Here is a 25,703-nt window from a genome sequence, read left to right as displayed (position 1 = left end):
GCTCCATTGTAGAAGAAGGATTCTTAAATAAAGCAAAAAACCGTATATAAAATACAATAATAGTACATTTATAGAAAATAGAGGTATATAAATACTATAAAATACACAAAGATTACATTAAATCGTATATTTTATACGGTATTCCGTATAAAAATAATTTATCGGGAGAGGATGGATGAGGGCAAATATATAGTGTTGGACGCTATCGGAAAGGCGATGTCCTGAGGGTGCGCTCAGCGCGCCAGAAGATCGCTGTAGTCGTACTTGGAGAAGTCGAGGATAAATTCGCCGTTTTGCTGGATGACGCGGATATCGCTGCCGTACGCTTTTGCGAAGCGCTTTTTGACCGTTTTCGTCTCCGAAGAGGAGAAGTGCTTGGCCTCGAGGTAGCGGAACAGCTCAATCTGTTCGGACAGGGGCTGGGCCGCCGGGATGTCACCGAAGGGGGCCGTCTCTGTCGCTTCAGTATGCGAGGCGAGTTTGAGTCCCTCCTGCACGAGTTTGGCGTTGACAAGCTCCAGGAAGGATTTGAGCTGTTCGTCCCGCGAGACATAGATGCTCTCGATGCGGTCGCGCTCTTCGCGCAGCATCTGCTCCTTGTCCCCGATGAGGTGGTCGATCTTCGTCTCCAGCTCCTCGATCTTCCGCTTGAGCTCGGCATTCTCTTTTTGGTACATCATGATGACGGCCCCGGCGGTAGTCCGCTGCGGGGTGCTCTGCCTGGGAGCGGTCGTGGCCGGCGCTTCAACGCTAATGTAGGTCGTGCCGTCGATGACGGTATGCGGCAGTCTGCCCGCACGCAGTTTGGCGCGGATCATCTCTTTGGACATTTTGAAGCGGTTGGCATATTCATCGATCGTTATCTGCATGGAGGACGATTTTAGCGAAAGTTGCTTGAAGATGCACTAGGAAGGGGCCCGACGCCGTTTTTCCTTGCGTCGGCAGAAGTGCTATAATGCCCACCATGAAGCGATTATTTCCTCTAATGACACTCCTGGCGCTCCTGACGCTCTCAAGCTACGGCGCCGATACGAAACAGGTGCTTGCCCTCTACCGCGACGGCGACTATCTGCAGGCATGCAAATCGGGACTGTCGGCCTATTACGCCGGCAGCCGCGAAGCCCACTTTGCCGCGATGGTCGGTATGGCCTGCGCCAAAAGCGACATGATCAACCCTCTGGGTGACCTTCAGCGCCCCCTGGTCAAGACCTCTTCAATGCGCAGCACGGCGACCTTCTTTGCGACGCTGCTGTTGGCCAAGCGGTTGCTCTACCAGCACCTCGTCGACGGAGTGCCGATTGAGGGTTTTACCCTGCCTAAATACGATCATGTCCTCAGCATCGTCTACGATCACGTCAGCCGGGGCGACTACAAGACGTTGGAGCACGGGGAGATGCTGATCGTCGACGGACAGCGCAATATCATCATCACCCTTTCGCGGGGGACGCCGCCGCGGGTTCTGGTGGACGAATACGAATCGGGGCGGCGCATCCGGCGACACTGGTACCAGTGACCCCGCCGCTTTTTAGCGAAAATAGTGTAAAATCCCGGAAAATTATAATCTAAGGGTATATGATGGCAACAATCGGAATGGGTGACATCAAGAAAAACGTGCGCCTTGAGATCTCGGGCGTACCCTTCAAGGTCGTGGAGTTCCAGCACGTCAAACCGGGCAAGGGTGCGGCATTCGTCCGTATGAAAGTCAAGAGTTTCCTCAACGGAAAAGTGATCGAGAAGACGGTCCATGCGGGCGACAAGTTCGAAGTGCCGAACATGGAACACAAAACGATGCAGTACCTCTACGACGACGGCGAAATGCTGCAGTTCATGGACAACGAGAGTTACGAGCAGCTCGGCCTGCTGTATGAGCAGTGCGAAGATGCGATGAAGTGGCTCAAAGACGGTACCAACGTGGAGATCGTTTTCCACAACGGCCAGGCGATCTCCGTCGATGCGCCGGATACGATGGAACTCGTCGTTACCGAAACCCCGCCGAACTTCAAAGGCGATACGTCAAGCGGCTCCAAGAAGCCGGCGACGCTGGAGACGGGTGCCGTCGTACAGGTCCCCTATCATGTCCTCGAAGGCGATACGATCAAAGTCAACACCGTTGACGGCGAGTATGTCGAAAAAGTAAAATAATCCCGCCTCCCCGGCATTCTGCCCGGGGATTTTCCTCTCTCTTTTTTTCTTCCGTGCTACAATTATCCTATTAAGCTGATTGAGGAGTCTCACATGCCGAAAAAAGTATTGGTCCCGCTGGCCGAGGGATTTGAAGAGATCGAAGCCGTTGCCGTCATCGACGTGCTGCGCCGCGGAGGAATCGACGTTCTCGTACGTTCATTGGACAACGCACTGGAGGTTGAAGGAGCACACGGCCTGGTCGTCAAGGCCGAAGCGCCCATCGGGGAGCTGGGTGCGGACGATATCGATATGATCGTCCTGCCCGGCGGGGGCGGCGGCACGAAACGCCTTGCAGAACATGCCGGTATCCAGGCGCTGCTGGGGGAGATGGATGCCAAGGGCAAGCCGATCGGCGCCATCTGTGCGGCGCCGATCGCCCTCAATGCCGCCGGTGTGCTGAAGCCGAACTATACGGCCTATCCCGGTGTCGAGAAGGAGATACGGACGGAAGGGTTTCAGGGAGCGCGCGCCGCGGTCGTGGAAGATGCGAACGTCATGACGTCGCGCGGTCCCGGTACCGCTATCTGTTTCGGGCTCGAGATCGTGAAGAAACTGGCGGGGGCGTCCGCCTATGAGAACGTAAAACGCGGCGTGCTCGCCGATTACTGCGCCTAGGCGCCGTTACGCGTCGAGGTAGGTGCAGCAGTAGTCCGTGATGCTTTTGACACGGACCTGGAACTTGGTGTCGCCCCCGACATTGAAACTCTGGCCGCCGTGGATTGTCTGCCAAGCGCTCTCGCCCGGCAGCAGGATATCCAGTTCCCCGTCATAAATCTCCATCAGCTCCGGTTTGCCCGTGCCGAACTCATATTCGCCCGGCAGCATGATGCCGAGGGTTAAGACGCTGCCATCAGGCAGGGTGAGCGTCCGGCTCGTGACGTTCCCTCCGAAGTAGACGTTGGCCTCTTTCTGGACACTGACATTTTCAAATGTAGACATGAATCCTCCTTCATTTTTGCGTCATTGTAGCCAAGAATTGCTATGCAATTACTGCGTTCAGATCGCGGTGAGGCGGCGGTAGAGCTGTTCGGCCATGACGTCGTAGGAGCGTCCCGCTCCGAGCAGCCGCCTTAGCCCCTGTTCGCGGACGAGGGCAAGGTGCGCGGCGTCACTGCGGATCAGGGTTTCGAGCGTCGCGGCGATGGCGGCGGCATCGAAAGTGCAGAAGAAGGCTTCATCCCCGTCGCGCAGGCGGTCGCGGTTCTTGGGAGTATCGGTGAGCAGTGCCGGTACGCCGGCGGCGTAGTAGTCCATCACCTTTGCCGGAAGGGTCATGGCAAAGATCGGCAGGGCGGGCATCAGGGCCAGGCCGACATCGCAGGCGCCGATCTGGCGTCCCAGTTCCGAAAGGTTGGCTGCCTGCAGTATCCGGATGCGCCCGGAGAGCATCGGGTACCCTTTGAGGATTGTTTTGAGATAGGTGGGGTCGAAGGTGGAGATATCCAGGGACCACTCCAGGCGGGTGAGCGCGGTAAAAGCGTCGAGCAGCGTTTCGAAACGCCGCAGCGGGTCGAGGGAGCCGACGTAGATAAAGCGCCGCGGGGCGGTACCGTCGTTTTTGGGGCCCGCGATGCGCGCGGGGTCGATTCCGGCGGGCAGGGGGAACGTCGGCAGCGCCAGAGCGGGGTAGAGCCCCGAGGCCAGCATCGCCGAAGAGGGGAGGAAGAGATCGCAGGCTTCGATCAGTTTCCGCTCCCGGCCGCGCTTGTACTTCAGGGCGAGGGAGGGCAGGAGTGCGCGTTTGTATTTGGCCATCATGGCGGTGTAGGCCGTCTCGTTCTTGGGGAAGGAGAGGCGGAAACCGACCCTGTAGCCGTAGCGCGCACGGTGGGCGAGCACCGTGCGGAGAATATCGAAGCGGTTGCGCACCAGGATAAAATCGAAGCTGCCGACATCCACCCCCTCTTCGTCGAGGTAGCCGATGATGGAATGCAGCTTCTCCTCGGGGACGATACAGTCGTCGCCTTTGTACTGGAAGCTGTCTTTGTAGCGGGTGTAGTAGACGATCGAGACCTGCAGGTACTTTTTGAGGTAGTGACCGAAGAGCGGGGCGATGGTGCCGTGGTCGGCGTACTCCTGCTGGTCCGTGATGTAGAGCAGCTTTTTCATGGACGGTCTCCTTCGGTAAGTTCCGCATCGAAGCGGGCGTGGTCAAAGCGGCGGCCGAGATAGGCGCAGACCGTTTCCACGTCGCGCCGGGCGTTGCCCAGGCAGCTCGTCGCCCCCGGGGAAGGCGTCATATTGAACACGATCCCTTCGCCGGTATCGATGCTCGCCTCTCCCAGCAGCAGTTTGCGCTGTTTTTTGTCGAGCACCTGCGGGCGGACCCCGCCGAAACCGGCGGCGTACTCGATGTCGGAGAGCTGCAGCGAGGGGACGATCTTTCGCGCATCCCTGACAAAGAGGCGCTTGTTCAGCCACGGCACTTCGAAGAGGAAGTTGCGCAGGACGTAGTTTCGGATGTCCCGGTCTTTGAGCAGGTCGTAGAAGATGCTTGCGATATTGTGGTCGAATCGGAGCGTCCGGAGGAAATCGATATACGTCCCGCGCTTGTAGCGTTCCAGTTTGGGCAGCATCAGGGCCGTGGGGCCGAACCGGGTGAGGCCGCCCAGCAGCAGGTCCGGGTCGCCGTGCAGGGCGGCGAAGGGGAGTTTGGGGTTTTGGACCATATAGACCTTGCCGTTCAGGATATGCCTTGTCGAGCGGTAGAAGCTGCCCGCCATCGGCAAAATACCGAAGTCGAGCCCGTACCCCATGCGGTGCGCGAGGAAGAGGCTGTGGGCCCCGGCGTCGACGACGACGAAGCGGGCGTAGTAGGTGCCGCCGCCGCTGCGGACCTCGAACAGCTCTCCGCGTTTTTCGATCTGCATGACGTGTTGGTTAAAAAAAACGTCTGTGTGGATCTGCTTCCCCCGCATGGCGTTTTCGACGAAGGAGTCGCTCAGGCGCTTGAAGTCGACGGTGGTGTACTCCCCCTGTACACCGACACCGACGATGGGCTCCGGACGCTCCATGCCGTCCGCGTCGTAAACGACGGCGGGTTCGATCCGTTTGAGCGTGTCGCGGTCATAGATCCGTAGGTAGGGGTAGAGGTTGCTGAACTCCTCGTGGCGCTTCGTCATAAAGTTGACTTCGTCGTACCCGACCCCCAGGGCCATCTTCTGGTGGGCAAGGATGATATCGTTCTCGTAGCCGTGCTGCAGGCAGTATTTCTCTACCATTTTGGCGGTCCGTTTGACCTTGGCCGCTTTCTCCAGGGTGTAGTTCGTTTCGATATCGCCGCAGTGCAGGGTTTGCGAGTTGGAAGTGGCGCTGGAATTGAGCGTGGCCAGGGCACTGTATTTTTCGAGGAGGCAGAGGCTGCCCAGATCGCTGTAGCGCTCCAGGGCATAGAGCAGCGCTGCACCGGAGATGCCGCCGCCGACAATGAGGACGTCGTAGGTTGAGGGGTTCACGTTGTCGCTCCGCTCGGACCCGTCAGGGTCGTGGTGTTTCAAGTATAACGCAAAAAAATATGTCAGTGGTAACGGGAAGGACTATTTCTTCTCGGGAAAATGCTCCCAGGGGACCTGCCATGCCTGCAGGAGATCGGTAAACTCGGGCGACAGAAAACGCTCCCCTTCGTCGGGGGAAAGGGTGAAACTGAAAGGCTCGCCGTTGTAGGTGAAGCACAAGGCGTAGGCGTGCAAGTAGCCGCGCTCCTCTTTGTCCGCCTCCGCCTTGTCGGCGTAGCGCACGTCGCCGGCGATGGGGGAGCCCAGGCTTTTCAGCGCCACGCGGATCTGGTGGGTCTTGCCGGTGTAGGGTTTGACGAGGAAGGCGCGCTCCCCTTCGCGCAGGGGGGCGGAAATGAAGCGGGTCACCGCCGGGTTTTCCGTCGTTTTGAGCAGTTTCCAGTCGCCGCGGCGCGCTTTGGCCATGTCCCCCTTGATCCATCCCTGCTTCTTTTTCGGTTTGCGCAGACTGAGGGCGAGGTAGTACTTCTCGATTTCACGCTTTTCGAACAGCGCCGTAAAGGCAGCGGCCGCTTCGCTGCTCTTGGCGAGGATGACGAGCCCCGAGGTCATCCTGTCGAGGCGGTGGACCGGGTAGAGGGGACACCGGGTGAGTTCAGCGGCCCGTACGACGAATCCGGCCCCGGCTTCGCTGTGAAAGCTCATCCCTGCCGGTTTGGCGACAACGGCAAAATCATCATGGTCGAAATGAAGCGTCAGCGGGCTCATTTGCGCCGCCGGTTCAGGAAAAAAATCAGTGCGACGAGCACTCCGGTCAGCACGAGTACGGCGTTCGGGCTTTGCAGCATCAGCCAGCCGAGCAGGAAGTAGACCGCCGCGAGCAGCCCCGTGGCGGCCAGCAGAAAGATAAAAGCGTAGAGCCAGAGCACGGGTCTGCCGTATCGCTCGGCCAGCCGCGCCAGGAGGGGTTTGAGACGCTTGATGAAAATCCTTTGGAGGCGGGATGTCTGACGCATATTTTACCATGCACGCGGGGCTGTCCGCTGTTGCGTTTTTGCCGCTTCCGCCCCGCAATCGGCATGTGGAGATCGGGAGAGCGTATATTTAACAAATAATTAACAGTTAAAAGTAATAATCACTAATAATTTACAAATAATATACCGGATCGCTTCCGGGCGTGTGCAGACAAGGTTTTGATGGCGTACCTCTCTTTACTGCTTATCGGTCTCTCTTACGGCGCGACGGCCTGCATGTTCAGCTGTATGCCCTTTCTAAGCCCCTTGCTGCTGACGCAAAACGGCAGAGAGGGCGGGGCGCTTTATGTCGTTTCCATCTTCAGCCTGGGGCGGATCGTCAGTTACAGCCTGATCGCGGTGGCGGCCTCTTTCGGCGCGATGGCGGTCAAGTCGCTGCTCGACGATCCCGCGCTTTCGCAGAGCCTGCTGGGGATCAGCACCGTTTTCGTAGGCGGCGTGCTGCTGCACCGGAGTTTCTGGCAGCGCCGCTGTTGCAGTGTTTCAGGGGGAAGGCAGGGGACGACCGGGAGCGTCGGCTACTTTGCGATGGGGTTTGCGATCACGCTGAACCCCTGCGCCCCCGTCATGTCGCTCATCGCCGTGGCGGCAGGGAGCGCAAACGCGGCGGATGCCCTGGCGATGGGCCTGGCCTTCGGCCTTGGGGCGGTGAGCGCATCCTGGGCCCTGTACGGGCTTTTTTTCTCCCAGGTGGCGCGTGAAGCGGTGGCGCAGCTTGCGCGTTACAAGACGGCGATCGAGCGGATCGCCGCGCTGTTGCTGATGGCGGTGGGCATCGCAACCATCAACGGATTGAGCCATTTATAACGAGGAGAAGATATGGTCAAATATTTGATCGCCGTCGCGCTGACGGCGGTGACCGCACTGGCGGCGAGGCCCGAGGGGATCGTGCCGAAAGCAGCGTATGCGAAAGCGACGCATGCCAAGGTCTTTTGCGCCCCCCTGTGGATCAGCAGGGAAAACCCCTATGCGGGGGCGAAGAAGTGGGAAGGCATGGGCTCCGGCAGCGGATACGGCCGCCCGGAGGGACGCACGAAACTGTGGCTGGTGACCGGCGGCAGAGGAGGCACTCCTCGCACGCTCGGCAGCGCCGGCGGGATGGCGATGGCCTTTGAAAACGACCACCGGGGCGTTGAGGCCAATGTGTCGGTGAAACGGGGCAGCGCGTCGCTCACTGTCGCGACCCGCACCCCGGGGCGCTACGCCGTCTACTACGTCGAAGATAGCGTCAAAGAGGGCGTGCGCTGTACGAACAGCGCCAAGTATGAGCTGACCTACGGCCGCCACGGGGACAAGGTGGAGCTCAACCGCTCAAATGAGACGGCGCTTCCGTTCGAAATTGTCCGCGTCAAAGAGGCGGAAGAGGGACTTTTCACTCATTTCGTCTCCGGCGACACGCTGATGTTCAAGACGATGTATAAAGGCGTGCCGAAGGCCGGAGTGGCCGTGACGATGCGCACCGGCGAGGGGTGGAGCAAACGGACCGTTTCCGATGAAAACGGCTCGGCAACGTTTACGCTGATCAAAGCGTATTTTCCGGCCTGGAACGCATTTGACAAACGCCACGAAGAGCGCTTTGTCGTGACGGCGGCATGGTCGGAAGAGGGGAACGGCACGCTTGGGGAGGCACCGTACGGCACACACCGTTTCGTGACGACCTACCCCGGCCGTTTCTTTCCGGAACCGAGCAGCTACAAGTCGTACGCCTTTGCGCTCCTTTTCGGCACGGCGGCGCTGCTGCTCACCGGCATCTTCGTCTACCTCTACCGGCGCCGGAGGGTGAAGCCGTATGCGGAGGTCCGTTTCGATGAAAAGGATTAGACGTTTCCTCGATCTGGGCAACCTGCGCCGTTTCCGCGCCATCGTCCAGCTGGTTAGTTTCGTGCTCCTGGTCTACGGAGCCTACTTCGCGATCGATCTGGGTAGCAATATGCCGGTGCTCTCCTGCGGCTACGACCGCCAAAACGGCGGCATGTGCTACCTGCTGCCGCTGCAGCATCAGCTCGGCCGGCCGCTGGGCATGCTCTTCAGCATGGCGAGCATCGGGATTCTGGTTGGATTCGTCACCTTCCTGCTCTGGTTTATCGTCTTCAACAAGGCCTGGTGCGGGTTCGTCTGTCCCCTGGGGACGATGCAGGACTGGCTCACTTCGCTGCGCAAGCTTTTCGGCATCCGCTACAGCAGCTACAACCAGACGCAGTTCAACCGCCTCAAGGTTATTAAGTACGTGCTGCTCGTTCTTCTGCTCTTGCTGCCGGTGGCGATAGGCGCGGGGCTGATCGGGGGCGAGTGGCGGGCGGCGTTTTGCCAGATCTGCCCGGGGCGGATGATCACGCCGCTCTTTGTCGGGGATTTCTCGCAATGGACGATCGACTTCTCGAGCAAAACGACGATGATCCTGACGGCGCTGGGGATGGTCATCACGGGGATGTTCCTCGCCGGCTCCTTTGTGAAGAAACGCTTTTTCTGTTTCTTCTGCCCGATGAGCGCGCTGCAGTACTCCTTCAGCAAGTTTTCCATACTGAAGCTGAAGAAGGACGGCGGCAAGTGCACCAAGTGCGGCGACTGCTACACCGTCTGCGACATGCAGATCAAGGATATCGCCGATGACGTGCAGAGCCGCGACATCCTGCGCGACGACTGTACGCTCTGCATGAAGTGCATCGCCGCCTGCCCGGAAGAGGGGTGCCTGCAGGCCGATATCGCCGGTTTGACCATTTTTCAGTCCACCAAGGAAGGATTTTCCAAACGTATGCAGATAGACAGACCCGGAGGCGAAGATGAACGCCCGTAACGACCACACGATAGAGACGCCCAGAGAGCGTCAGGGACGCCACAAGGCGATGGAAGCGGTGAAGGTGCTCGACACGCTGCGCGAATACGCCGTCAACCCTCCGGAGGCGATGGCGTACTTCTACGAGCTTCACCGGCGCTACCACTGCGACATGACGCCGATGCACGAGGGGAAAACGAAAGTGGGGACGATGTGCATCCAGGTTCCTTACGAGGTGATCGACGCCCTCGGCGCGGCGCCGGTGCGGCTCTGCAACGGCTTTTACACCGACGACGAGATCGGCGGCGAATACCTGCCGTCGAAATCCTGCCCGCTGGTCAAGGCGACAGTGGGGGCCTTTGCGACGGACCACTTCGCCGATACCCCGGACCTCGTCGTGACCCCGACGACCTGCGACCAGAAGACGAAGGCGACGGGGATCGTCGAGGAGATGGGCTACCCGGTGTACGAGATGGAGTTTCCCCGGGTCAAAGAGAGCGAGGAGAGTCGGGAGTATTGGCGCCGCAGCGTGCGCAACTTCACCAAGACCCTCTCAAAGGAGCTGAAAACGAAGCTGACGCGCGGGAAGCTCAAAGCCTCCATCCGGAAGGTCGGCTATGCCCAGACGCTTTACCACCGTCTGAACGCCCTGCGCAAAGCGGAGCTGCCGCCGATCTCGGGCAACGATATGTTCCTCGTGACCAACGCTTTCTTCTTCGACAAGACCGAGGCGTGGAGCGCGGCGGTGGAGCGGCTGCTCGCGGAGATGGAGGAGAGGGTAAAAGAGGGGATCGGCGCCGCCCGCAAGCGCAGCCCGCGCATCGTTTACACCGGATCGCCCCCGATCTTCCCTAACCTGAAGGTACCGCAGCTTATCGAGATGGCGGACGCGGTGATCGTCGCCGATGAGAGCTGCTCCTCGAACCGCCTCTTCAACGACATGGTTTCGGTGGACGAGTGGTTCCTCTACGACATGGTCGACGCGGTGGCGGACCGCTATCTGAAAGGGTGCACCTGCCCGGTCTTTACCCGCAACGACGACCGGATCCGACGTATCGTCGAATTGGTGAAAGAGTACAGCGCCGACGGCGTCGTCTACCAGGCCTTCGCGGGGTGCCAGGTCTACGAGATGGAGCAGCGCTCGGTGCTGGCGGCGATGGAGAAGGAGGGGATCCCCATCCTCTACCTGGAGAGCGACTACAGCCCCAGTCAGCTCGGGCAGCTCACGACGCGGGTCGAAGCCTTCGTCGAATCGCTCAAGAGCAGAAAAAGGAGACAGTAGTGGAGTATTTTGCAGGGATCGATATCGGGTCGACGGCGATTAAGATCGCCATCGTCGACGGTACGGGGCGTCTGGTCGGACACCGCGTGAGTGCCAGCGGCAGCATGTTTTACAAGTACGCCCAGGAGAGCCTGGCGCAGCTGATGGCGGAGGTGGGCGTCGCCCCGGAGGCGCTGCGCTACACCGTCGCGACGGGATACGGCCGCAAACTCTTCAAGGAGGCGGACGAAAACATCAGTGAGATCACCGCCAACGCCATCGGCGCGCGGGCCGCGGCGCAGGAGCACGGCGAGATTAAGACGATCATCAACATCGGCGGGCAGGACTCCAAGGCGATCTCCATGGACAGCGAGGGGAACGTCGTCAACTTCGCGATGAACGACCGCTGCGCGGCGGGGACGGGCAAGTTCCTTGACGTCGTCGCCCGTAACCTGGAGATCGGCGTGGACGAACTGGGGGAGTACCACTTCAAATCCACCGGCACGCCGCTCTCCATCAACAGCACATGCGCCGTTTTCGCCGAGTCGGAGATCATCGGCCTGCTGGGAAACAACCACCGTGTCGAGGAGATCGTCAGCGGGGTCCACTACTCCATCGCCAAGCGGATCGTGAAGCTCGTGAAGCGGGTCGGCATCCACGAAGGGATCTACTTCGACGGCGGCCCGGCGCTCAACAACGGGCTGGTCAACGCCATCGAGAACGAGCTGGGCAAACCGATCTTCGTGCCGGCGTTTCCGCAGATCACGACCTCCCTCGGCGCTGCGGTCCTTGCCTGGGAGTCCTACGGCTACGAAAGCGGCGAAGCGGTGTAGGCGCCGTCCCGGACGGATACCGAATCCGCCCATTTTTTTCGAATTTAGCAATTAATTTTCATGAAAACCCTCTATTTAACACATCTGTAACACCCCTTTCCTAGAATCTAGTCTTAATTATTATATTCAATATTAAATACATATGTTTATTTAATATTTTAAGAGGAGGGTATAAATGAAAAGAGGTGTTGCGGCTGCCAGTGCCGTACTGCTTGGAGCGTTTACGACGCTCGGAGCGGCAGACAACTATACGATGGAGACGATCAGCGTCGAGTCATCGACGATCACCAACGAAGCGGCGGGAAGAACCGAAGCCTCGACGGTGAACTACATTGATCAGGAGCTGATCGAGCAGATCAACCCCAAGCAGCTCAACGAGGTGCTTCAGACCGTGCCGGGCGTGACGGCGGACTTTATGGGCAACGAAGTCGTCGAGATCCATATCCGTGGGATCAACCAGCAGGAGTTTATGTGGGAGGATACCGGGGTCGCGATTATTGTCGACGGGGTCCCCGTCTACGCCAAGAGCGGCAAATTCCGTCTCAATATGAGCGATATCACCAGCATCAAGGTGATCAAAGGGAGTGCGGCCTATCTCTACGGCAACCGCGCGATGGCCGGTGCCATCGTTATTACGACCTCCAAGCCACGGGGCGGCGACGACGCCTATTCGGTCAGTGCGGAAGCGGGAAGCTTCAATGCCCAGGATTACGAAGCGACGGCCCGCATCAGCCGGGAGAGCTTTGCCGCCAGTCTGAACGCGAACTACCGCAAAAGTGACGGCTACTGGGTTGATTCTGCTTACTGGAACAAGTCGCTCAGCGGCAAGCTCTCCTACTATATCGACGACACGAGCGACGTGACGCTGGGCATCGACAAGACGCTCAAGTACGAGGAGCAAAAACGCGCTTCATCGACCGGTGTCACCGCGGCGGACGCCAATCCCCGTGGTACGGCGGCGAGCGGCTTTCAGAAGGACAACGAGGTCGACCTGGACAAGTACATCCTTACCTATACGAAAGAGTTTGCCAACGGGGGGAACCTGCTGCTGAACGTCTACGACTACATTGACGAATACGATTACATCTCCAGCCCGCAGGATACCGACGGCGACGGCATCGGTGACACCTACGCGCGGCACACCCTGGAACACAAAAAACAGAAGGGGGCCAAGCTGGAGTTCAAACAGGAGCTGGCGGATTTCGCCTATCTTGTCGGCTACGAGTTCGGCGATCGCCAGTACCAGTCCGGCAGCGAGACACTGATCGACTACAACTCGACGGACGTCGAGGGAAATCCCGTTGCGAACTATGCCGGGGAGCTGACACACACCAATGACGACCAGCGTCTGCACGCCTTCTATGGTGAGCTGAAATATGCCGTGACACCGGCATGGACGGCTGTATTCAATATGCGCCACGATATTCAGAAAGATATGTACGAGGTTGTTTCGCACGACTACAACGGTACCGACTGGAACAATGAGAAGCTTTATGACGATCACACCTATAATGAAAACGGCTACCGGGTCGGGACGACCTATGCCGTTGACGCCGACACGACCCTCTACGCCAACATCTCCACCGGCTACCGGACACCGACGGTGGACAAGATGGTCACGAACTACGAAAACCGCAACCGTACGGACGGCGTGGCCGTGCCCATCGACGTCGAGCGCAGCATCACCTACGAGGTCGGCGCGCGGGGGAATCTTGGTGGCCATCTCCTCGATTACGAGCTTTCCGTTTTTCAGATGGATACGAAAGATATCATCGGTTACCGTTTCGGGACCTATTCGTTTGCGACCAGCGGCGGCATCACGGACAATATCGGTGATGCGCGCAACCGGGGGGTGGAACTCTCCCTCAAGAGCGACCCCACGCGGCGCCTCTCGTTCAACCTCGCCTATACCTATCTGAAGGCGGAGTTCACGAAACATGACCCCGTGAAGATCGCCTACCGCGGACCGGAGTATGACATCGTCGGCAACGAGCTGCCGAGAACCCCGAACAACATCTTCGACCTCTACACGACAATAAGGTTCTCGCCGAACCTGAAGGTGATCGGTCAGGTGTACGCGCAATCGGAATACTATGCGGACGAGACGAACATGATCAAGATGCCGGGGTACGCTTTTCTTAACCTGCAGGCGCGCTATACGATGCACGTCGGCGGCAACGAACTGGAGTGCTACGTCAAGGTCAACAACGTCTTTGACGAACACTACTACCAGACGGTCTACTTCACCGGCGACAAGAGCGGGGACGGTACCTTCGACCGGGAGGACCCGACGATCACGGTCGCACCGGGCAAAGAGTATTTCGCCGGACTCATCTACCGCTTCTAGGCGTTCAGTGCTTTTGCCCCTCGCTTAATGCGCCCTCCAATTCCCGAGCCCGGCGCTCGGCGAGAGCTTCTTTTTACCCGCATCCCACTATAATAACTTCCTGATTACCGAATACGTTTTTGAAGGCCTACGATGAGCGTCCAACCCTTTACCCACCTGCACCTGCACACCGAATACTCCCTACTCGACGGCGCGAACAAGATCAGCAATCTTGCCAAACGCGTCAAGGAGCTCGGGATGACCTCCGTGGCGATGACCGACCACGGCAACATGTTCGGCGCCATCGACTTCTGGCACCAGATGAAAGGGGAGGGGATCAAGCCCATCATCGGCATGGAGGGGTATATCCACAACGGCGAGACCCTCGATGACAAAAGCACGCGCCAGCGTTTTCACATCTGTCTTTACGCGAAAAACCAGAAGGGGTACGAGAACCTGATGTACCTCTCCTCCATGGCCTACATCCACGGCTTCTACTACTTCCCGCGGATCACGAAGCAGGAGCTGCGCGAGCACAGCGAGGGGCTTGTCTGTACTTCGGCCTGTCTGCAGGGCGAGGTGAGCTGGCACCTCAACACCAACAGCGAACGTAATGTCAAGTTCGGGGCCGGCGGCTACGACGAGGCGAAGCGGGTCGCGCTGGAGTACAAGGAGATCTTCGGCGAGGACTTCTACCTTGAGTTGATGCGCCACGGCATCGCCGACCAGCTCTTTATCGACGAACCGCTGCTCAAGCTCTCCCAGGAGACAGGGATCAAGCTCGTCGCGACGAACGATACCCACTACACTTTCCCCGACGACGCCCAGTACCACGAGGCGTTCATGTGTATCGGGATGAATAAACTCTACGACGACCCCAACCGTCTGCGCCACTCGGTCCACGAGTTCTACGTCAAGAGCCCGGAGCAGATGCAGCGGCTCTACGCGGATATCCCCGAAGCGCTAGAGGCGACCCAGGAGATCGTCGACAAGTGCCAGCTCGAGCTCGAACTGGGCAACCCGACGCCGCCGAACTTCAAATTCACCCGCGAATACGCCGCGAAAGAGGGACTCAATATCGACCATGCCGACGATGCGCCGCTGGGGCCCGGCGCGACGGCAGACGATAAGAAAAAGTGGATGGGAGCCGCCGACAAGAACGACGCGGAGTTCTTCATCCACCGCTGCCGCCTGGGGCTGGAAGAGCGTCTCAAACACGTGCCGCAGGAGCGCCACGAGGAGTACCGGGCGCGCCTGGAGTACGAGATGGACGTCATCAACTCCATGAAGTTCCCCGGCTACATGCTCATCGTCTGGGACTTCGTCGCCGAAGCCAAGCGGATGGGAGTCGCCGTCGGCCCGGGACGCGGTTCCGCGGCGGGGAGCCTCGTCGCCTACGCGCTGGAGATTACCGACATCGACCCGATGAAGTACGACCTGCTGTTCGAGCGTTTCTTGAACCCCGAACGTGTATCGATGCCCGATATCGATATGGACTTCATGCAGGCGCGCCGCGGCGAGGTGATCGACTACGTCGTGCGCAAATACGGCCGCAACCAGGTGGCGCAGATCATCACCTTCGGTTCCCTGCTGGCCAAGGGGGTCATCCGCGACGTCTCCCGCGTGCTTGATATGCCGCTGAGTCAGGCGGACAAGATGGCGAAGCTGATCCCCGAAGAGCTGGGGATCACCCTCAACGGCAAGAAGAAAGGCGACGATTTCAAACCGGGCGCTTTCCAGAAAGAGCCGAAGATCAAGGAACTTATCGACACGGATCCGCAGGCGAAGCGCGTCTGGGAGTTCAGCCTCAAGCTCGAAGGGCTCAAGCGCAATGCCGGGATGCACGCGGCGGGGGTCGTTATCAGCAACGAAGAGCTCTGGAAGAAGACTCCCATCTACAAGCCGCCGGGGGAGGAGACCTTCGTCACCCAGTACTCGCTTAACTACCTCGAGGATGTCGACCTGATCAAGTTCGACTTCCTCGGCCTCAAGACCCTCGACGTCATCGACAACGCGATCAAGCTCGTCAAGACGCGCTATAACGAAGTGATCGACTGGAACACGATCAATGTGGACGACCCGAAGGTCTACGAAGTGATCCAGTCCGGTGCGACGGTCGGGATGTTCCAGATCGAATCGAGCGGGATGCAGGATCTGAACAAGCGGCTCAAGCCCTCCAACTTCGAAGACCTCATTGCGGTCCTGGCGCTCTACCGCCCGGGACCGATGGAGTCGGGGATGCTTGACGACTTTATCGAACGCAAGCACGGGCGCAAGAAGATCTTCTACCCCTTCGAGGAGGTCAGCTTCGACATGCTCAAGGAGACCCTGGAACCGACCTACGGCATGATCGTCTACCAGGAGCAGGTCATGCAGATCGTCCAGACCGTCGGGGGCTTCAGCCTCGGCGGCGCGGACATCGTCCGGCGTGCGATGGGTAAGAAGAAAGCGGACCTGATGGAGAAGTACAACCGTGAATTCTCCGAAGGGGCGCAGCAACAGGGGCTGGATTACAAGAAGGCCTCCGCGCTCTTTGACCTGATCGAGAAGTTCGCCGGCTACGGTTTCAACAAGTCCCACTCGGCGGCCTACGCGATGGTCACCTTCCAGACGGCATGGCTCAAGACCTACTACCCGCAGGAGTTCATGGCGGCCCTGCTCACCTCGGAGAAGGATAACACCGACAAGGTCGTCAAGTACATCGATGAGGTCAAGCGGATGGGCATTGAGCTGAGCCCGCCGGACATCAACGATTCGCAGCTCGAGTTCAGCGCCACCCGCAAGGATGACCAGGACCACATTCTCTTCGGGCTCGGCGCCATCAAAGGGGTCGGGACCTCCGCGGTCAAATCGATCCTCGAGGTGCGCAAGGACGGCGAGTTCACGGACCTGCAGGACTTCGTCAACCGCATCGACCCGCAGAAGGTGAACAAGAAGGTGCTCGAATCCATCGCCAAGGCGGGAGGCTTCGACCGCTACCAGTATTCGCGCCGCGCGCTGCTCGAGCAGATGGAAACGGTGATCGAGACGGCCAAGGACTCCATGCAGGCGCGCAAGAACGCCGCGGGCAGTCTTTTCGGCGACGACGCCGACGTCACCACGGTACAGCTCAGGCTCGAAGATGCTCCGGAGTTCGGTCTCAAGCAGATCCTCGAGTTCGAGAAGGAGACCCTGGGCTTCTACGTCTCCGGCCACCCGCTGGATGACTACCGCGAGGAGCTCGAGCAGCTCGAATATACCCTCTCGTCCGACCTGGAGAACATCGCCGACGGCTCCTTCGCCATCTTTATCGGGAAGGTCGAGGAGATCACGCACAAGATCTCCAAGAAAGGGAACCAGTTTGGCATCGTCAACCTTATGGACTTCCACGGCAACCTCGAGGTGATGCTTTTCAGCGACAAGCTCGAGGAGCTCGAGGCGATGAACCTCGACGAGCCGATCGCCTTTAAGGTCAAGGTGACCCATACGGAGATGTTCACCCGCACGAGCGTGACGAAGATTATGAGCCTCAAAGAGGTGAAGAAAGAGAGCAAGAAGGTCAGTACGAAGATCCGCGAGGTGCCGCAGGAGCCGCTGACCCTGCGCCTGCACCTGGACAACGGCGTCGAGCGCCTCGAGGAGCTCTACCGTCTTGTCCGCCGCCACCCGGGCACGCGCCCGCTGAAGCTCAACATCGTCTCCAAGCTGCAAAACGTCGTCATCGACTCGGCTATCCGCGTCAACAACTCCATCATGGAGGAGCTGGCAGGCCTCTCGGACGTCGACGTGGCATAACGCGGTCACGGCACTTAATGCAGACGATCTCGCCCGAAGCGCTGCGGACGATCCGATCGCTCGTCGGTGATGTGACGGAGGAGCAGCTGCGTTTCGTCGACGCCTATGTTTCGCCCGAGTTTTGCGCGTTCATCCCCGTCGGCGGGCAGTGCGGTTATGCCGTGACGCCCGAACATGAGCACCCCGCCTATATGTTCGTGATCCAGTACGACGAAGCGACGCAGGTCGTCCTAGAGGGAAGGCGTTTGACGCCGAAGCCCCGCCATCTTTTCTGCCTCTCCCCCCGCATTGCGCACCACGAGGTACAGAACTACCTTCCGCCGCGCTACTGCGCCATCTTCGTCAATCCCGGCAGTTTTGAGAGCGTCTACGGACAATACCGCGATGATCCGGTGGCATTCAACGGCGAGATGTTCGATCTGGACGAAGGGATCCAGCCGCTGTTGCAGCTCTTTATGCAGTCGTGCCGGGAACAGGCCCGTCCGCTGGCCGCCTCGCTGGCACAGAGCCTGACACACCTGATCGTCCGCAATACGCTCTCGACGTTCCCGGCTGAGCGTGAGAGCGTTTCGCTGCAGGGGCGCATCAATGCCGCGGTCGAATATATCCACCTCCATTACGCCTATGAATTGGAGCAGCGAACGCTGGCGGAGGTCGCGGGCGTCTCCGTGTCGCATTTCGGGCGGCTCTTTCGGTCCGCGCTGGGGATGAGCGCGGGGGATTACCTGCTGCGCGTGCGGCTGCAGCATGTCAAGAAGGTGCTGGAGTCGGGGAAGACGAGCGTGACCGATGCCGCGCTCGGAGCGGGATTCAACTCCGCCTCGTACATGGCCCGCCGTTTCAAAGCGGCCTTCGGCGAGACCCCCTCCGAGTACGCCTCACGCTTCAAATAGCCGAATCGTGCGCTTTTTCAGCGTGTTTGTACTCGCGAAGCCCCCGGGACTTTGCCTATACTGTGCCGAAAAAAGGAGTAGTTTATGCCTCAGGAAATTCTGGCATTTATCACACAAAACCCTGTCTGTACCCTTGCGACCGCGGAGGGGGAACAGCCGCATGTACGCGGATTTTTAAGCAACATCATCGGCGGGAAGCTCTATTTCACCTCGTCGACCGCCAAAGCCGTCGGGCGACAGCTGCGGGCCAACCCGAAGGTGGAGCTCTGCTACCTGTCGCAGGACTTTACGACAATGCTGCGGATCCGCGCGGAGATGAGAGCGGTGGAGGATCGCGCGATCAAGCAGCAGCTGATCGAGACCCGGGAGTACCTGGCGCACTTCAGCGCGGACGATCCCTCCTTTATGCTGCTGTCACCGGTGAACGGGGAAGCGTGGTTCTGGACGCTTGCGGACAATCTGCGCGAAGCGGCGATTGAAAGGGTGCCGTTTCAGCCCGCATCGTAAAGCCCCCGTCACTCCGGATAGATCATCTTCTTCGTCACGCCGCCGTCAATAACGAAGTTCTGTGCCGTAATGAACTCCGCATTGTCGCCGGTGAGGTACCAGACCATCTCCGCGACATCGGAGACGCCGCCGACCCGTCCCGACGGATGGAAGGTGTGGTCAAAACCGTGCAGAGATTCGGGGGCGGCGTGTTCGATCCAGCCGGGGCTGACAGCGTTGACGCGCACGGGGGCGAGGCTCATGGCCATGGCGTGGGTGAGGCTGAGCAGGCCCCCTTTACTCGCGCTGTAAGCCTCGGTATGCGGTTCGCTCATCAGCGCACGGGTTGAGGCGATATTGACGATGCTGCCGCCGCTTTGCATCAGCAGCGGTGCCACGGCCCGGCTGAGGAGGAAGGGCGCGGTCAGGTTGACGTCGAGTACCCGTTTCCACTCCTCTACGGAGAGTGTCAGGGGGTCGCCGTTGGCATGTGTTGCGGCGTTGTTGACGAGGGCGTCGAGGTGCGTCAGGGATGCCGCCGCTCTTTCAATGCTTTTCGGGTCCGCGAGGTCGCAGGCGAGCGGTTCGAATCCGCCTTGCAGGGATGCGGCGAAGAGGGATTCCGCCTGGATGTCGAGGCCGTAGACTTTCCAGCCGCGTCCGGCAAAAAGGGTCGCAGTCGCGAGCCCGATCCCCTGCGCGGCGCCGGTAACGAGGAGCGTTCTCACTGCTTGCGCTTCCGGAACAGTTTGGCGACGGAGGCGAAATCCTCTCCCTCGAACCCTTCGGCGAAGGTGCGGGCATAGAGCTCTTTGACCATGGCGGCCGTGTACAGGGGCTGTTCAAGGCCGTAGGCCAGGTCCTGCAGGCAGTGCAGGTCTTTGTAGATCAGGGCGTTGGAGAAGTGGGGCGCGTAGTCGTCGTCGAGCAGTTTTTGGCGTTTTGCGTCGAACACGAGGGATTTGCCGCCGCCGACGGCGAGGATCTCCAGGAGCGTTTCACGCTCGATCCCGGCCGCTTCGCCGATGCCGACCGTTTCCGCCAAAACGGCCATGATGCCGCCCAGGGCGAGGTTGTTGACGAGCTTCATCTTTGTCGCCCGCCCCGGTTCGCGCAGGTAGAAGAGGTGCGCTCCGATGGATTCGAGGATGCCCCGGGCCGCCTCAAAGACCTCTTCCTCCCCGCTGGCCAGCACCGTCAGCGCCCCGTTGGCCGCGGGGACGACGCTGCCGAGCACCGGGCACTCCAGGTAGGAGGCCCCCGCAAGACGGCAGCGTTCGTGGAAACTCGCAACGGCGTCGAAATGGTTGGTGGTCAGGTCGATGACGGTCTTGCCGGGGGCGTTGGCGCCAAGCAGGCCGTTTTCGCCGGAGAGAACGGCGTCGACCGTGGCGCTGTCGAAGAGGCAGAGCAGTACGACGTCGCATTGCTCGATGACGTCGCGCGGATGGCCGCAGAGGTTGACAGCCAGCCCCTCGGCTCGTTGCGGCGTCCGGTTGTAGACGCTGAGCGTATGTCCGCACTCCAGCAGCCGCTCGGCGACGGCGCGGCCGAGGTGTCCGAGCCCGATAAATCCCAGATGCATGTGTACTCCTTTTTTCTGTTTTGCGTATTATGCCTTTTCTTCCGGGATATAGGCCCTTTCACGACGTATTTCGAAGAAGAGGGCGATACCGAGCATCAGAGTGAAAACGAGCGAGGCGCCGATGGTGCCGAATGCCACGCCCCCGTCGTCGGCGGATTTGGTCAACAGGTCGCCGAATGTCGCGCCGAAAGGACGGGTCAGGATGAATGCTATCCAGAAGAGCAGGACCGGCGAAAGGGCGGTGACATAGTGCAAAAGCGCCGTCAGGGCCAGAACCCCGCCGATCAGAAGGGCGCTGTACATGAAACCGATCTGAAGGTCGTCTGCAAGGAAATCACCTGCCGCCGTTCCCAGCGTGTTGGCGATCAAAAAGGCGAGCCAGTAGTAGGTCTCCGCCGGGACAGAGCTGATCTGTTCGACCGAGAGCGAACGCGTTTTGGCACGCCACAGCAACAAGACACCTGCCAGCAGAACGAGCAGGAGCATTGATCCCGCGGCGTACCCCAGTCCCAGCGTTCGGTCGATAAAATCCGATATCGCGGTTCCGGCGATGGCCGAGGCGGTAAACGTCAGCCAGTAGAGGGCCGGATCGTAGCGTTTCATCGCGATCTTGACGGCGGCCAGCAGGGCGAAGATGGCAAGGAAAATGAGAATGGTACTTCCGTAGCCGATCTCAAACGTCATGGAAAACATATCAGCGCCGGTTTCGCCAAGGGTGGTTGAAGCGATCTTGATGATCCAGTAAAGCAAAATGATCTGGGGAACACGTGAATGGGTCATGGCAGATACCTTTTTAAGGGTGTATAAGCGGGATGATACTCCATCTTTTTAAACGGAACAGCACTCCGTTTCAGCGGCAAAAACGGCCGACGGGCATGGATTTTGCATGCCCTCCGGCAACACTATATTTCCGGAGCCAAAGATGGACACTCTCAAGATCGTATGCCCCCACTGCCAAAGCGTCAACAGCGTCGTCAACGAAGTCGAAAAAAAAGAGGTGCCTTGCAGCAGCTGCGGCAAACCCCTGACGGACACGACCCCCGTCACCTGCGACGCGGAGGCGTTCAAGCTCCACATCGCCGAAAACGACATTCCCGTCATCGTCGATTTCTACTCCCCCGACTGCGGTCCCTGCATGGAGATGGCGCCGGATTTCGAAAAAGCGGCCTCCTCCTGCGCCCTTGAAGTGCGCTTTTTAAAGGTGAATACACTCAACGACGCGCCGCTTGCGCTGCAATACGGTGTGAACGAACTGCCCACGACCATTGCCTTCAGCAGGGGAATGGAGATGAACCGTTTTACCAGCAAACTCTCCAAAGACCAGCTCAGCATGTGGGCGGAGAGCCTGATCCAGATGACGCTCTGAGAGACGGTCATGAGCGCGATCACAAAACAAGAGGCGATCAAAGGGGCATTTTTCGGTGCGATTGTCGGCGATGCCCTCTGCCTCGGAAGCCACTACGAGTACGACGCCCAGAAGATCTACCTGGCCTACGGCCGCAAACCGGTGGACCGTTTCATGTCTCCGGGCGAGATGATGGGCGGACAGACCCACGGCATCGGCTGGGGGGCGCAGAACTACCACCCCGGCAAAAAGGCGGGCGGGACGACCGACTACGGCGATTACAATATTCTCTTTCTCGAGCATCTGGCCAAGACGGCGGAGCCCCCGCGCGCAGTCAGCGTTTCCGAGCTCATCCCCCACTGGATGCAGCGGCTGGAGAACGGCTGGGGGTCGTGGATTTGCACGATGACCAAGGAGACCTACGCGCAGGTGAAGCGGGGCTTCCCCGTCGAGAACCTGGGCGGGATCTCCAACGCGATGGCGATCCGGCACGTCGCGGCGCACGGCTACTATGATACGGAAGAGGCGGTGGTCGACGCGTCGCAGAAGGCGATGTTTACCCACCGCAACGCCGAGGCGCTCGGCGGCGGGGAGTACTTCGCCCGAGTGACCCACCGGGTACTGAACGGGACGGCTCCCATCGATGCGATCCGCGCCGTCGGCGAGCAGATGGGCGGCTTCTTCCAGGCCAAAACCCTCCAGGCGATCGCCAAGTTCGAAGAGGCGACCGACCCGGAATCCCCGCTCGGCAAAGAGAAGTTCGTCGACGACCTGGCACTCACCAGTATGGCCCGGCTGTGGGATATCGGCCGCTCCGAACCGGTGCGCGTCGGCAAGGCGAGCCCGACGGAGGGTACACTGCCGGGTGCCGTCTACTTCATCCTCAAATACGGCGGCGAAACGGACGGTCTGAAAAAGGCGCTGCAGGCCAACGCGATGGTCGGCGGCGACAACGCCTCGCGGGCCATCGCCATCGGGATGGTACTCGGCGCCCTCTACGGTGTGAACGCAATCCCGGAGGCATGGAAACAGTCACTGGACCAGTGGGAGTACTGCGAAACCCTGCTCGAGAAGCTGCCGCTGCTGCAAAGCGCGTGAGATGCTGTCGCTGTACGCTTAAAGCCTGCTAGCGTACGCTTGGCTGCTCTGCTCCCATAAGCGTCCTGAAGCGGTGCGGACGCTATAATCAGATATCAATCAAACGACTATATCATACGGGAAAGAGCATGACGAGAGAAGATTTCAACGACGGACTTTTGGGCTTTCTGGATGCGTCGCCGACGCCGTTCCACGCGGTTGCGAACGTGACGGGAATGCTGGAGAACGCCGGGTTCACCTACCTGGACGAGCGCAGCGAATGGACGCTGGAGGCGGGAGGGCGCTATTACACGACGCGCAACGCCTCTTCGGTGATCGCCTTCACCTACACGGGCGAGAGCGACTACGCCATGTTCGGGGCGCACACGGATTCGCCCAACCTCAAACTGAAGCCTTCGCCGGTACTGAAGGGCAGCGGTACGGTGCGCCTAGGCGTCGAGCCCTATGGCGGGCTGCTGATGAACCCCTGGTTCGACCGGGACCTCGGCATTGCCGGGCGGGTGGCCTACCGGACGAAAACGGGGGAGCTCAAAGAGGCGAATATCGACACGGGTGACGCAGTGGCGGTGATCCCCTCCCTGGCGATCCACCTCGACCGTGAGGCGAACCAGAGCCGTTCCGTCAATCCCCAGACGGACCTGCCGGCACTCATCGGCTGCGACGAAAGCTTTGATTTCGAAGCGTGGGTAGGCAAGCAGCTTGAAGCTATTGGCGTGGCAGACTTCGAGCGGCTGCTGTCGCATGAGCTGAGCCTTTACGATACGCAAAAGGCTTCCTATGTCGGCGTGGCAAAGGAGTTTATCGCCTCGGCGCGCCTGGACAACCTGCTGAGCTGCTACGTGGCGCTGCTTACCATCTGCAGCGTCGGCAATGACCGTCCCTACCTGATGATCCTCTCCGACCACGAAGAGGTCGGCAGCGAGAGCACCAGCGGGGCGGCGGGCCCCTTTTTGGAAAATACGCTGCAGCGTATCACGGGGAGCTATGAAGCCTTTGTTCAGCTCTGCCAGCGCTCCTTGATGGTCTCCTGCGACAACGCCCACGCCCAACACCCCAACTACGCCCACAAGCACGACCCGGAGCACGCCCCCTACATCAACAAGGGTCTGGTACTGAAACTCAACGCCAACCAGCGCTACGCGTCAAACTCCCGTACCGTCTCCCGCTTCGTCCTCGCTTCGGAACGCGCGGGCCACCCGCTGCAGGAGTTCGTCACCCGCAGCGATATGGGATGCGGCTCCACCATCGGCCCCATCACCGCGACGCGGCTGGGCATAGAGACCCTCGACGTCGGACTGCCGACCTATGCCATGCACTCCATCCGCGAACTGGCGGGCACGAAGGATGCCTTCGAACTCTACGAGATGCTGCTGGCGCTTTAAAGCGTCAATGCTGAATAAAGGGTGGGGGTACTTTCACTGAAGAAAGTAGTGAAAGCAGGTGGTTGGACCGTCCGGACTGTGTCCGGACGGCGTTGAATATCTAGGCCAATGCCTCTTCGATCTGTGCGAGGGCGAGCTTCTTGCCGTTCTCTTCCTCTTCGGCGCTCCACCAGTACTCGATGATCTGCTGTTCGATCGTTCCCAGGAGGTCCATCGGCAGGTTGGCGAAGACCTCGAAGGAGCTGATGTCGTCGGGGCTCACTCCTTTGGGTTTTGCCAGGTCGGTGATGAGCTCGCGGATCGACTTTTCGATGTCGGTGGGTTCGGGCAGCGGTGTGTCGTCGTCGGTCGGCTGGGGGATGACGCGTGCATAGTCGATCCACGTCTTGATCTCCCCCTCCAGGTAGTCGTATCCCTGGACCTGGTAGCAGAGCACCCGGTTGTCGCCGTAGACGATCTCGTCGCTGTCGTCGAGGACATCGGAGGTCTTGGCGATGCCGTCGTGCAGGTAGACCTCGATGCGCTCGTTCTCGCGCAGGGTGGAAGCGGTTTCAAAAGCGTTGCGCGCGTGTTTAAGCAGTTCTTCTTTGATAGTTTCTTTATCCATGGGTAACCTTTCTTTTCAATTCAATTCATGTAGGGGATATCGAGGACGGCGTCGCGGTCTTCGGCGTCGTACTCGAAGGTGTCGATCCGTGCAATGTTCGCGATCTTGCCGGTGATGGCCAGGCGCTGCAGCGGATGCAGTTTACGGGATTCGACGCTCTCTCCGATGGCGTCGCAATAGTGGTTCGTAATGATCGGATGCCACTGCCCGTGCTGTGCCGCAACCGTTTCGGCAAAGGTTTTGAGCGCTTCGAGCTCCATGGCATCGAGGCGCGGGAGCTTGCGTACGAGGTTGCGGACAAACTGCTTGGTGAAAAAGGGCTCTCCCAGCTCCAGGAGCCGGGACGCGGCGTCGATGCTCGCTTCGTTCTCGCTGTAACTGTAGGCGTAGCGGAAGTGTTCACAGACCCACTCGATGTAGCGGGGGTAGTGTTCCAGCACCATGACAAGCTCGTGAAGGTCCTGGTCGATGAGGACCTGGAAAAGACTGACGGTGTTTTTGCTGATGCGCCGCCAGTGGGGCTCTTCAGGCTGGAAGTTGTCCTTGTCCAGGATGATCCGGTAGCGGTCGATCTGTGCTCCTGCGGCCCTCAGCCGCCCTTTTTCACTGTACTCAGAGGTCTCATCAGGCACGCGGGCCTTACTGGCCTTGCTGTACTCCGGCATAC

General features: G+C 59.6%; 26 protein-coding genes. 15 read left to right on the top strand and 11 right to left on the bottom strand.

All coding sequences use genetic code 11. The annotated features are described in order from the left end of the window. Window positions 1-233: 233 nt before the first annotated feature. Window positions 234-869 (bottom strand): hypothetical protein, encoded by a 636-nt coding sequence (locus WCY31_RS08295; RefSeq protein WP_345972023.1) that lies wholly within the window; start codon window positions 867-869, stop codon window positions 234-236. A gap of 95 nt (window positions 870-964) precedes the next feature. Here WCY31_RS08295 and WCY31_RS08290 point away from each other — a divergent pair, with 95 nt between their 5' ends. The 3 genes from WCY31_RS08290 to WCY31_RS08280 all read left to right on the top strand — a co-directional run bounded on the left by WCY31_RS08290 (window position 965) and on the right by WCY31_RS08280 (window position 2,799). After that, window positions 965-1,513, top strand: a complete 549-nt coding sequence (locus WCY31_RS08290) for a hypothetical protein (protein ID WP_345972022.1) — start codon at window positions 965-967, stop codon at window positions 1,511-1,513. Between the two features lie 62 nt (window positions 1,514-1,575). Then, the gene (gene efp / locus WCY31_RS08285; protein ID WP_345971539.1) at window positions 1,576-2,142 is read left to right on the top strand and encodes an elongation factor P; all 567 of its coding nucleotides are present in this window, start codon (window positions 1,576-1,578) and stop codon (window positions 2,140-2,142) included. 93 nt (window positions 2,143-2,235) lie between these two features. Then, window positions 2,236-2,799, top strand: a complete 564-nt coding sequence (locus tag WCY31_RS08280) for a DJ-1 family glyoxalase III (RefSeq protein WP_345972021.1) — start codon at window positions 2,236-2,238, stop codon at window positions 2,797-2,799. 6 nt (window positions 2,800-2,805) lie between these two features. Here WCY31_RS08280 and WCY31_RS08275 read toward each other — a convergent pair whose 3' ends face one another. From WCY31_RS08275 to WCY31_RS08255, 5 genes are all read right to left on the bottom strand, one after another. After that, a complete protein-coding gene (locus WCY31_RS08275) occupies window positions 2,806-3,123 on the bottom strand; it encodes a pyrimidine/purine nucleoside phosphorylase (protein WP_345969330.1) in 318 nt (105 codons plus the stop codon). 57 nt (window positions 3,124-3,180) lie between these two features. Further along, entirely contained in the window at window positions 3,181-4,293 is a 1,113-nt protein-coding gene (locus WCY31_RS08270; RefSeq protein WP_345972020.1) for a glycosyltransferase, read from the bottom strand. Further along, window positions 4,290-5,639 carry an FAD-dependent oxidoreductase gene (locus WCY31_RS08265; RefSeq protein WP_345969328.1) on the bottom strand — a complete coding sequence of 450 codons (1,350 nt, stop codon included), beginning with the start codon at window positions 5,637-5,639 and terminating at the stop codon, window positions 4,290-4,292. The genes WCY31_RS08270 and WCY31_RS08265 overlap by 4 nt, the downstream gene beginning before the upstream one ends. An 81-nt stretch (window positions 5,640-5,720) precedes the next feature. Beyond that, on the bottom strand, window positions 5,721-6,407 hold the full coding sequence (locus tag WCY31_RS08260; RefSeq protein ID WP_345972019.1) for a TIGR01621 family pseudouridine synthase: 687 nt from the start codon (window positions 6,405-6,407) through the stop codon (window positions 5,721-5,723). Further along, complete coding sequence (locus WCY31_RS08255; protein ID WP_345969326.1) at window positions 6,404-6,655, bottom strand: hypothetical protein; 252 nt, start codon at window positions 6,653-6,655, stop codon at window positions 6,404-6,406. The genes WCY31_RS08260 and WCY31_RS08255 overlap by 4 nt, the downstream gene beginning before the upstream one ends. A 180-nt stretch (window positions 6,656-6,835) precedes the next feature. On the opposite strand from WCY31_RS08255, the gene WCY31_RS08250 reads away from it, so the two are divergent. From WCY31_RS08250 to WCY31_RS08210, 9 genes are all read left to right on the top strand, one after another. After that, window positions 6,836-7,480, top strand: a complete 645-nt coding sequence (locus WCY31_RS08250; RefSeq protein ID WP_345969325.1) for a sulfite exporter TauE/SafE family protein — start codon at window positions 6,836-6,838, stop codon at window positions 7,478-7,480. Window positions 7,481-7,492: 12 nt separating this feature from the next. Continuing rightward, window positions 7,493-8,494, top strand: coding sequence for a hypothetical protein (locus WCY31_RS08245; RefSeq protein ID WP_345972018.1), 1,002 nt, complete (start codon window positions 7,493-7,495; stop codon window positions 8,492-8,494). Next, a complete protein-coding gene (locus WCY31_RS08240; protein ID WP_345969323.1) occupies window positions 8,481-9,467 on the top strand; it encodes a 4Fe-4S binding protein in 987 nt (328 codons plus the stop codon). The genes WCY31_RS08245 and WCY31_RS08240 overlap by 14 nt, the downstream gene beginning before the upstream one ends. Beyond that, on the top strand, window positions 9,454-10,728 hold the full coding sequence (locus tag WCY31_RS08235) for a double-cubane-cluster-containing anaerobic reductase (RefSeq protein ID WP_345972017.1): 1,275 nt from the start codon (window positions 9,454-9,456) through the stop codon (window positions 10,726-10,728). The genes WCY31_RS08240 and WCY31_RS08235 overlap by 14 nt, the downstream gene beginning before the upstream one ends. Continuing rightward, on the top strand, window positions 10,728-11,540 hold the full coding sequence (locus WCY31_RS08230) for an acyl-CoA dehydratase activase (protein ID WP_345972016.1): 813 nt from the start codon (window positions 10,728-10,730) through the stop codon (window positions 11,538-11,540). Before WCY31_RS08235 ends, WCY31_RS08230 begins: the two co-directional genes overlap by 1 nt. A 175-nt stretch (window positions 11,541-11,715) precedes the next feature. Then, window positions 11,716-13,887, top strand: coding sequence for a TonB-dependent receptor (locus tag WCY31_RS08225; protein WP_345972015.1), 2,172 nt, complete (start codon window positions 11,716-11,718; stop codon window positions 13,885-13,887). A 132-nt stretch (window positions 13,888-14,019) separates the two neighbouring features. Further along, complete coding sequence (dnaE, locus tag WCY31_RS08220) at window positions 14,020-17,640, top strand: DNA polymerase III subunit alpha (RefSeq protein WP_345972014.1); 3,621 nt, start codon at window positions 14,020-14,022, stop codon at window positions 17,638-17,640. A 17-nt stretch (window positions 17,641-17,657) separates the two neighbouring features. After that, on the top strand, window positions 17,658-18,533 hold the full coding sequence (locus WCY31_RS08215; protein ID WP_345972013.1) for an AraC family transcriptional regulator: 876 nt from the start codon (window positions 17,658-17,660) through the stop codon (window positions 18,531-18,533). Between the two features lie 84 nt (window positions 18,534-18,617). Further along, complete coding sequence (locus WCY31_RS08210; protein ID WP_345972012.1) at window positions 18,618-19,040, top strand: pyridoxamine 5'-phosphate oxidase family protein; 423 nt, start codon at window positions 18,618-18,620, stop codon at window positions 19,038-19,040. An 8-nt stretch (window positions 19,041-19,048) separates the two neighbouring features. Here WCY31_RS08210 and WCY31_RS08205 read toward each other — a convergent pair whose 3' ends face one another. The 3 genes from WCY31_RS08205 to WCY31_RS08195 are packed head-to-tail and all read right to left on the bottom strand — an operon-like array spanning window position 19,049 to window position 21,384. Beyond that, on the bottom strand, window positions 19,049-19,747 hold the full coding sequence (locus WCY31_RS08205) for an SDR family oxidoreductase (protein ID WP_345972011.1): 699 nt from the start codon (window positions 19,745-19,747) through the stop codon (window positions 19,049-19,051). After that, window positions 19,744-20,604 (bottom strand): NAD(P)-dependent oxidoreductase, encoded by an 861-nt coding sequence (locus tag WCY31_RS08200; RefSeq protein WP_345972010.1) that lies wholly within the window; start codon window positions 20,602-20,604, stop codon window positions 19,744-19,746. The genes WCY31_RS08205 and WCY31_RS08200 overlap by 4 nt, the downstream gene beginning before the upstream one ends. Before the next feature lie 27 nt (window positions 20,605-20,631). Further along, on the bottom strand, window positions 20,632-21,384 hold the full coding sequence (locus tag WCY31_RS08195) for a hypothetical protein (protein WP_345972009.1): 753 nt from the start codon (window positions 21,382-21,384) through the stop codon (window positions 20,632-20,634). A gap of 142 nt (window positions 21,385-21,526) precedes the next feature. On the opposite strand from WCY31_RS08195, the gene WCY31_RS08190 reads away from it, so the two are divergent. The 3 genes from WCY31_RS08190 (at window position 21,527) to WCY31_RS08180 (ending at window position 24,429) form a co-directional block, all read left to right on the top strand. Beyond that, window positions 21,527-21,970, top strand: a complete 444-nt coding sequence (locus tag WCY31_RS08190) for a thioredoxin family protein (RefSeq protein ID WP_345969313.1) — start codon at window positions 21,527-21,529, stop codon at window positions 21,968-21,970. Between the two features lie 9 nt (window positions 21,971-21,979). Beyond that, window positions 21,980-23,047, top strand: coding sequence for an ADP-ribosylglycohydrolase family protein (locus tag WCY31_RS08185; RefSeq protein WP_345972008.1), 1,068 nt, complete (start codon window positions 21,980-21,982; stop codon window positions 23,045-23,047). A gap of 128 nt (window positions 23,048-23,175) precedes the next feature. Then, window positions 23,176-24,429 (top strand): M18 family aminopeptidase, encoded by a 1,254-nt coding sequence (locus WCY31_RS08180; RefSeq protein ID WP_345972007.1) that lies wholly within the window; start codon window positions 23,176-23,178, stop codon window positions 24,427-24,429. Between the two features lie 100 nt (window positions 24,430-24,529). Here the strand turns inward: WCY31_RS08180 and WCY31_RS08175 are convergent, their stop codons facing one another. Both WCY31_RS08175 and WCY31_RS08170 read right to left on the bottom strand, forming a co-directional pair. After that, window positions 24,530-25,036 (bottom strand): hypothetical protein, encoded by a 507-nt coding sequence (locus tag WCY31_RS08175; RefSeq protein ID WP_345969310.1) that lies wholly within the window; start codon window positions 25,034-25,036, stop codon window positions 24,530-24,532. 20 nt (window positions 25,037-25,056) lie between these two features. After that, window positions 25,057-25,701 (bottom strand): hypothetical protein, encoded by a 645-nt coding sequence (locus tag WCY31_RS08170; protein ID WP_345969309.1) that lies wholly within the window; start codon window positions 25,699-25,701, stop codon window positions 25,057-25,059. Window positions 25,702-25,703 lie beyond the last annotated feature (2 nt).

This window comes from Sulfurimonas sp. HSL3-1 (assembly GCF_039645995.1).
Classification (GTDB): Bacteria; Campylobacterota; Campylobacteria; order Campylobacterales; family Sulfurimonadaceae; genus Thiomicrolovo; species Thiomicrolovo diazotrophicus.
Note: the sequence above shows the minus strand (reverse complement) of the source record. Positions and strands in the feature narration are given on the sequence as shown.

Excerpts from the sequence above, each read along its gene's own strand:
- WCY31_RS08295 (WP_345972023.1), bottom strand. The coding sequence starts at position 869 with ATGCAGATAACGATCGATGAATATGCCAACCGCTTCAAAATGTCCAAA.
- WCY31_RS08290 (WP_345972022.1), top strand. The coding sequence starts at position 965 with ATGAAGCGATTATTTCCTCTAATGACACTCCTGGCGCTCCTGACGCTC.
- efp (WP_345971539.1), top strand. The coding sequence starts at position 1,576 with ATGGCAACAATCGGAATGGGTGACATCAAGAAAAACGTGCGCCTTGAG.
- WCY31_RS08280 (WP_345972021.1), top strand. The coding sequence starts at position 2,236 with ATGCCGAAAAAAGTATTGGTCCCGCTGGCCGAGGGATTTGAAGAGATC.
- WCY31_RS08275 (WP_345969330.1), bottom strand. The coding sequence starts at position 3,123 with ATGTCTACATTTGAAAATGTCAGTGTCCAGAAAGAGGCCAACGTCTAC.
- WCY31_RS08270 (WP_345972020.1), bottom strand. The coding sequence starts at position 4,293 with ATGAAAAAGCTGCTCTACATCACGGACCAGCAGGAGTACGCCGACCAC.
- WCY31_RS08260 (WP_345972019.1), bottom strand. The coding sequence starts at position 6,407 with ATGAGCCCGCTGACGCTTCATTTCGACCATGATGATTTTGCCGTTGTC.
- WCY31_RS08255 (WP_345969326.1), bottom strand. The coding sequence starts at position 6,655 with ATGCGTCAGACATCCCGCCTCCAAAGGATTTTCATCAAGCGTCTCAAA.
- WCY31_RS08250 (WP_345969325.1), top strand. The coding sequence starts at position 6,836 with ATGGCGTACCTCTCTTTACTGCTTATCGGTCTCTCTTACGGCGCGACG.
- WCY31_RS08245 (WP_345972018.1), top strand. The coding sequence starts at position 7,493 with ATGGTCAAATATTTGATCGCCGTCGCGCTGACGGCGGTGACCGCACTG.
- WCY31_RS08240 (WP_345969323.1), top strand. The coding sequence starts at position 8,481 with ATGAAAAGGATTAGACGTTTCCTCGATCTGGGCAACCTGCGCCGTTTC.
- WCY31_RS08235 (WP_345972017.1), top strand. The coding sequence starts at position 9,454 with ATGAACGCCCGTAACGACCACACGATAGAGACGCCCAGAGAGCGTCAG.
- WCY31_RS08225 (WP_345972015.1), top strand. The coding sequence starts at position 11,716 with ATGAAAAGAGGTGTTGCGGCTGCCAGTGCCGTACTGCTTGGAGCGTTT.
- dnaE (WP_345972014.1), top strand. The coding sequence starts at position 14,020 with ATGAGCGTCCAACCCTTTACCCACCTGCACCTGCACACCGAATACTCC.
- WCY31_RS08215 (WP_345972013.1), top strand. The coding sequence starts at position 17,658 with ATGCAGACGATCTCGCCCGAAGCGCTGCGGACGATCCGATCGCTCGTC.
- WCY31_RS08210 (WP_345972012.1), top strand. The coding sequence starts at position 18,618 with ATGCCTCAGGAAATTCTGGCATTTATCACACAAAACCCTGTCTGTACC.
- WCY31_RS08200 (WP_345972010.1), bottom strand. The coding sequence starts at position 20,604 with ATGCATCTGGGATTTATCGGGCTCGGACACCTCGGCCGCGCCGTCGCC.
- WCY31_RS08195 (WP_345972009.1), bottom strand. The coding sequence starts at position 21,384 with ATGACCCATTCACGTGTTCCCCAGATCATTTTGCTTTACTGGATCATC.
- WCY31_RS08190 (WP_345969313.1), top strand. The coding sequence starts at position 21,527 with ATGGACACTCTCAAGATCGTATGCCCCCACTGCCAAAGCGTCAACAGC.
- WCY31_RS08185 (WP_345972008.1), top strand. The coding sequence starts at position 21,980 with ATGAGCGCGATCACAAAACAAGAGGCGATCAAAGGGGCATTTTTCGGT.
- WCY31_RS08180 (WP_345972007.1), top strand. The coding sequence starts at position 23,176 with ATGACGAGAGAAGATTTCAACGACGGACTTTTGGGCTTTCTGGATGCG.
- WCY31_RS08175 (WP_345969310.1), bottom strand. The coding sequence starts at position 25,036 with ATGGATAAAGAAACTATCAAAGAAGAACTGCTTAAACACGCGCGCAAC.
- WCY31_RS08170 (WP_345969309.1), bottom strand. The coding sequence starts at position 25,701 with ATGCCGGAGTACAGCAAGGCCAGTAAGGCCCGCGTGCCTGATGAGACC.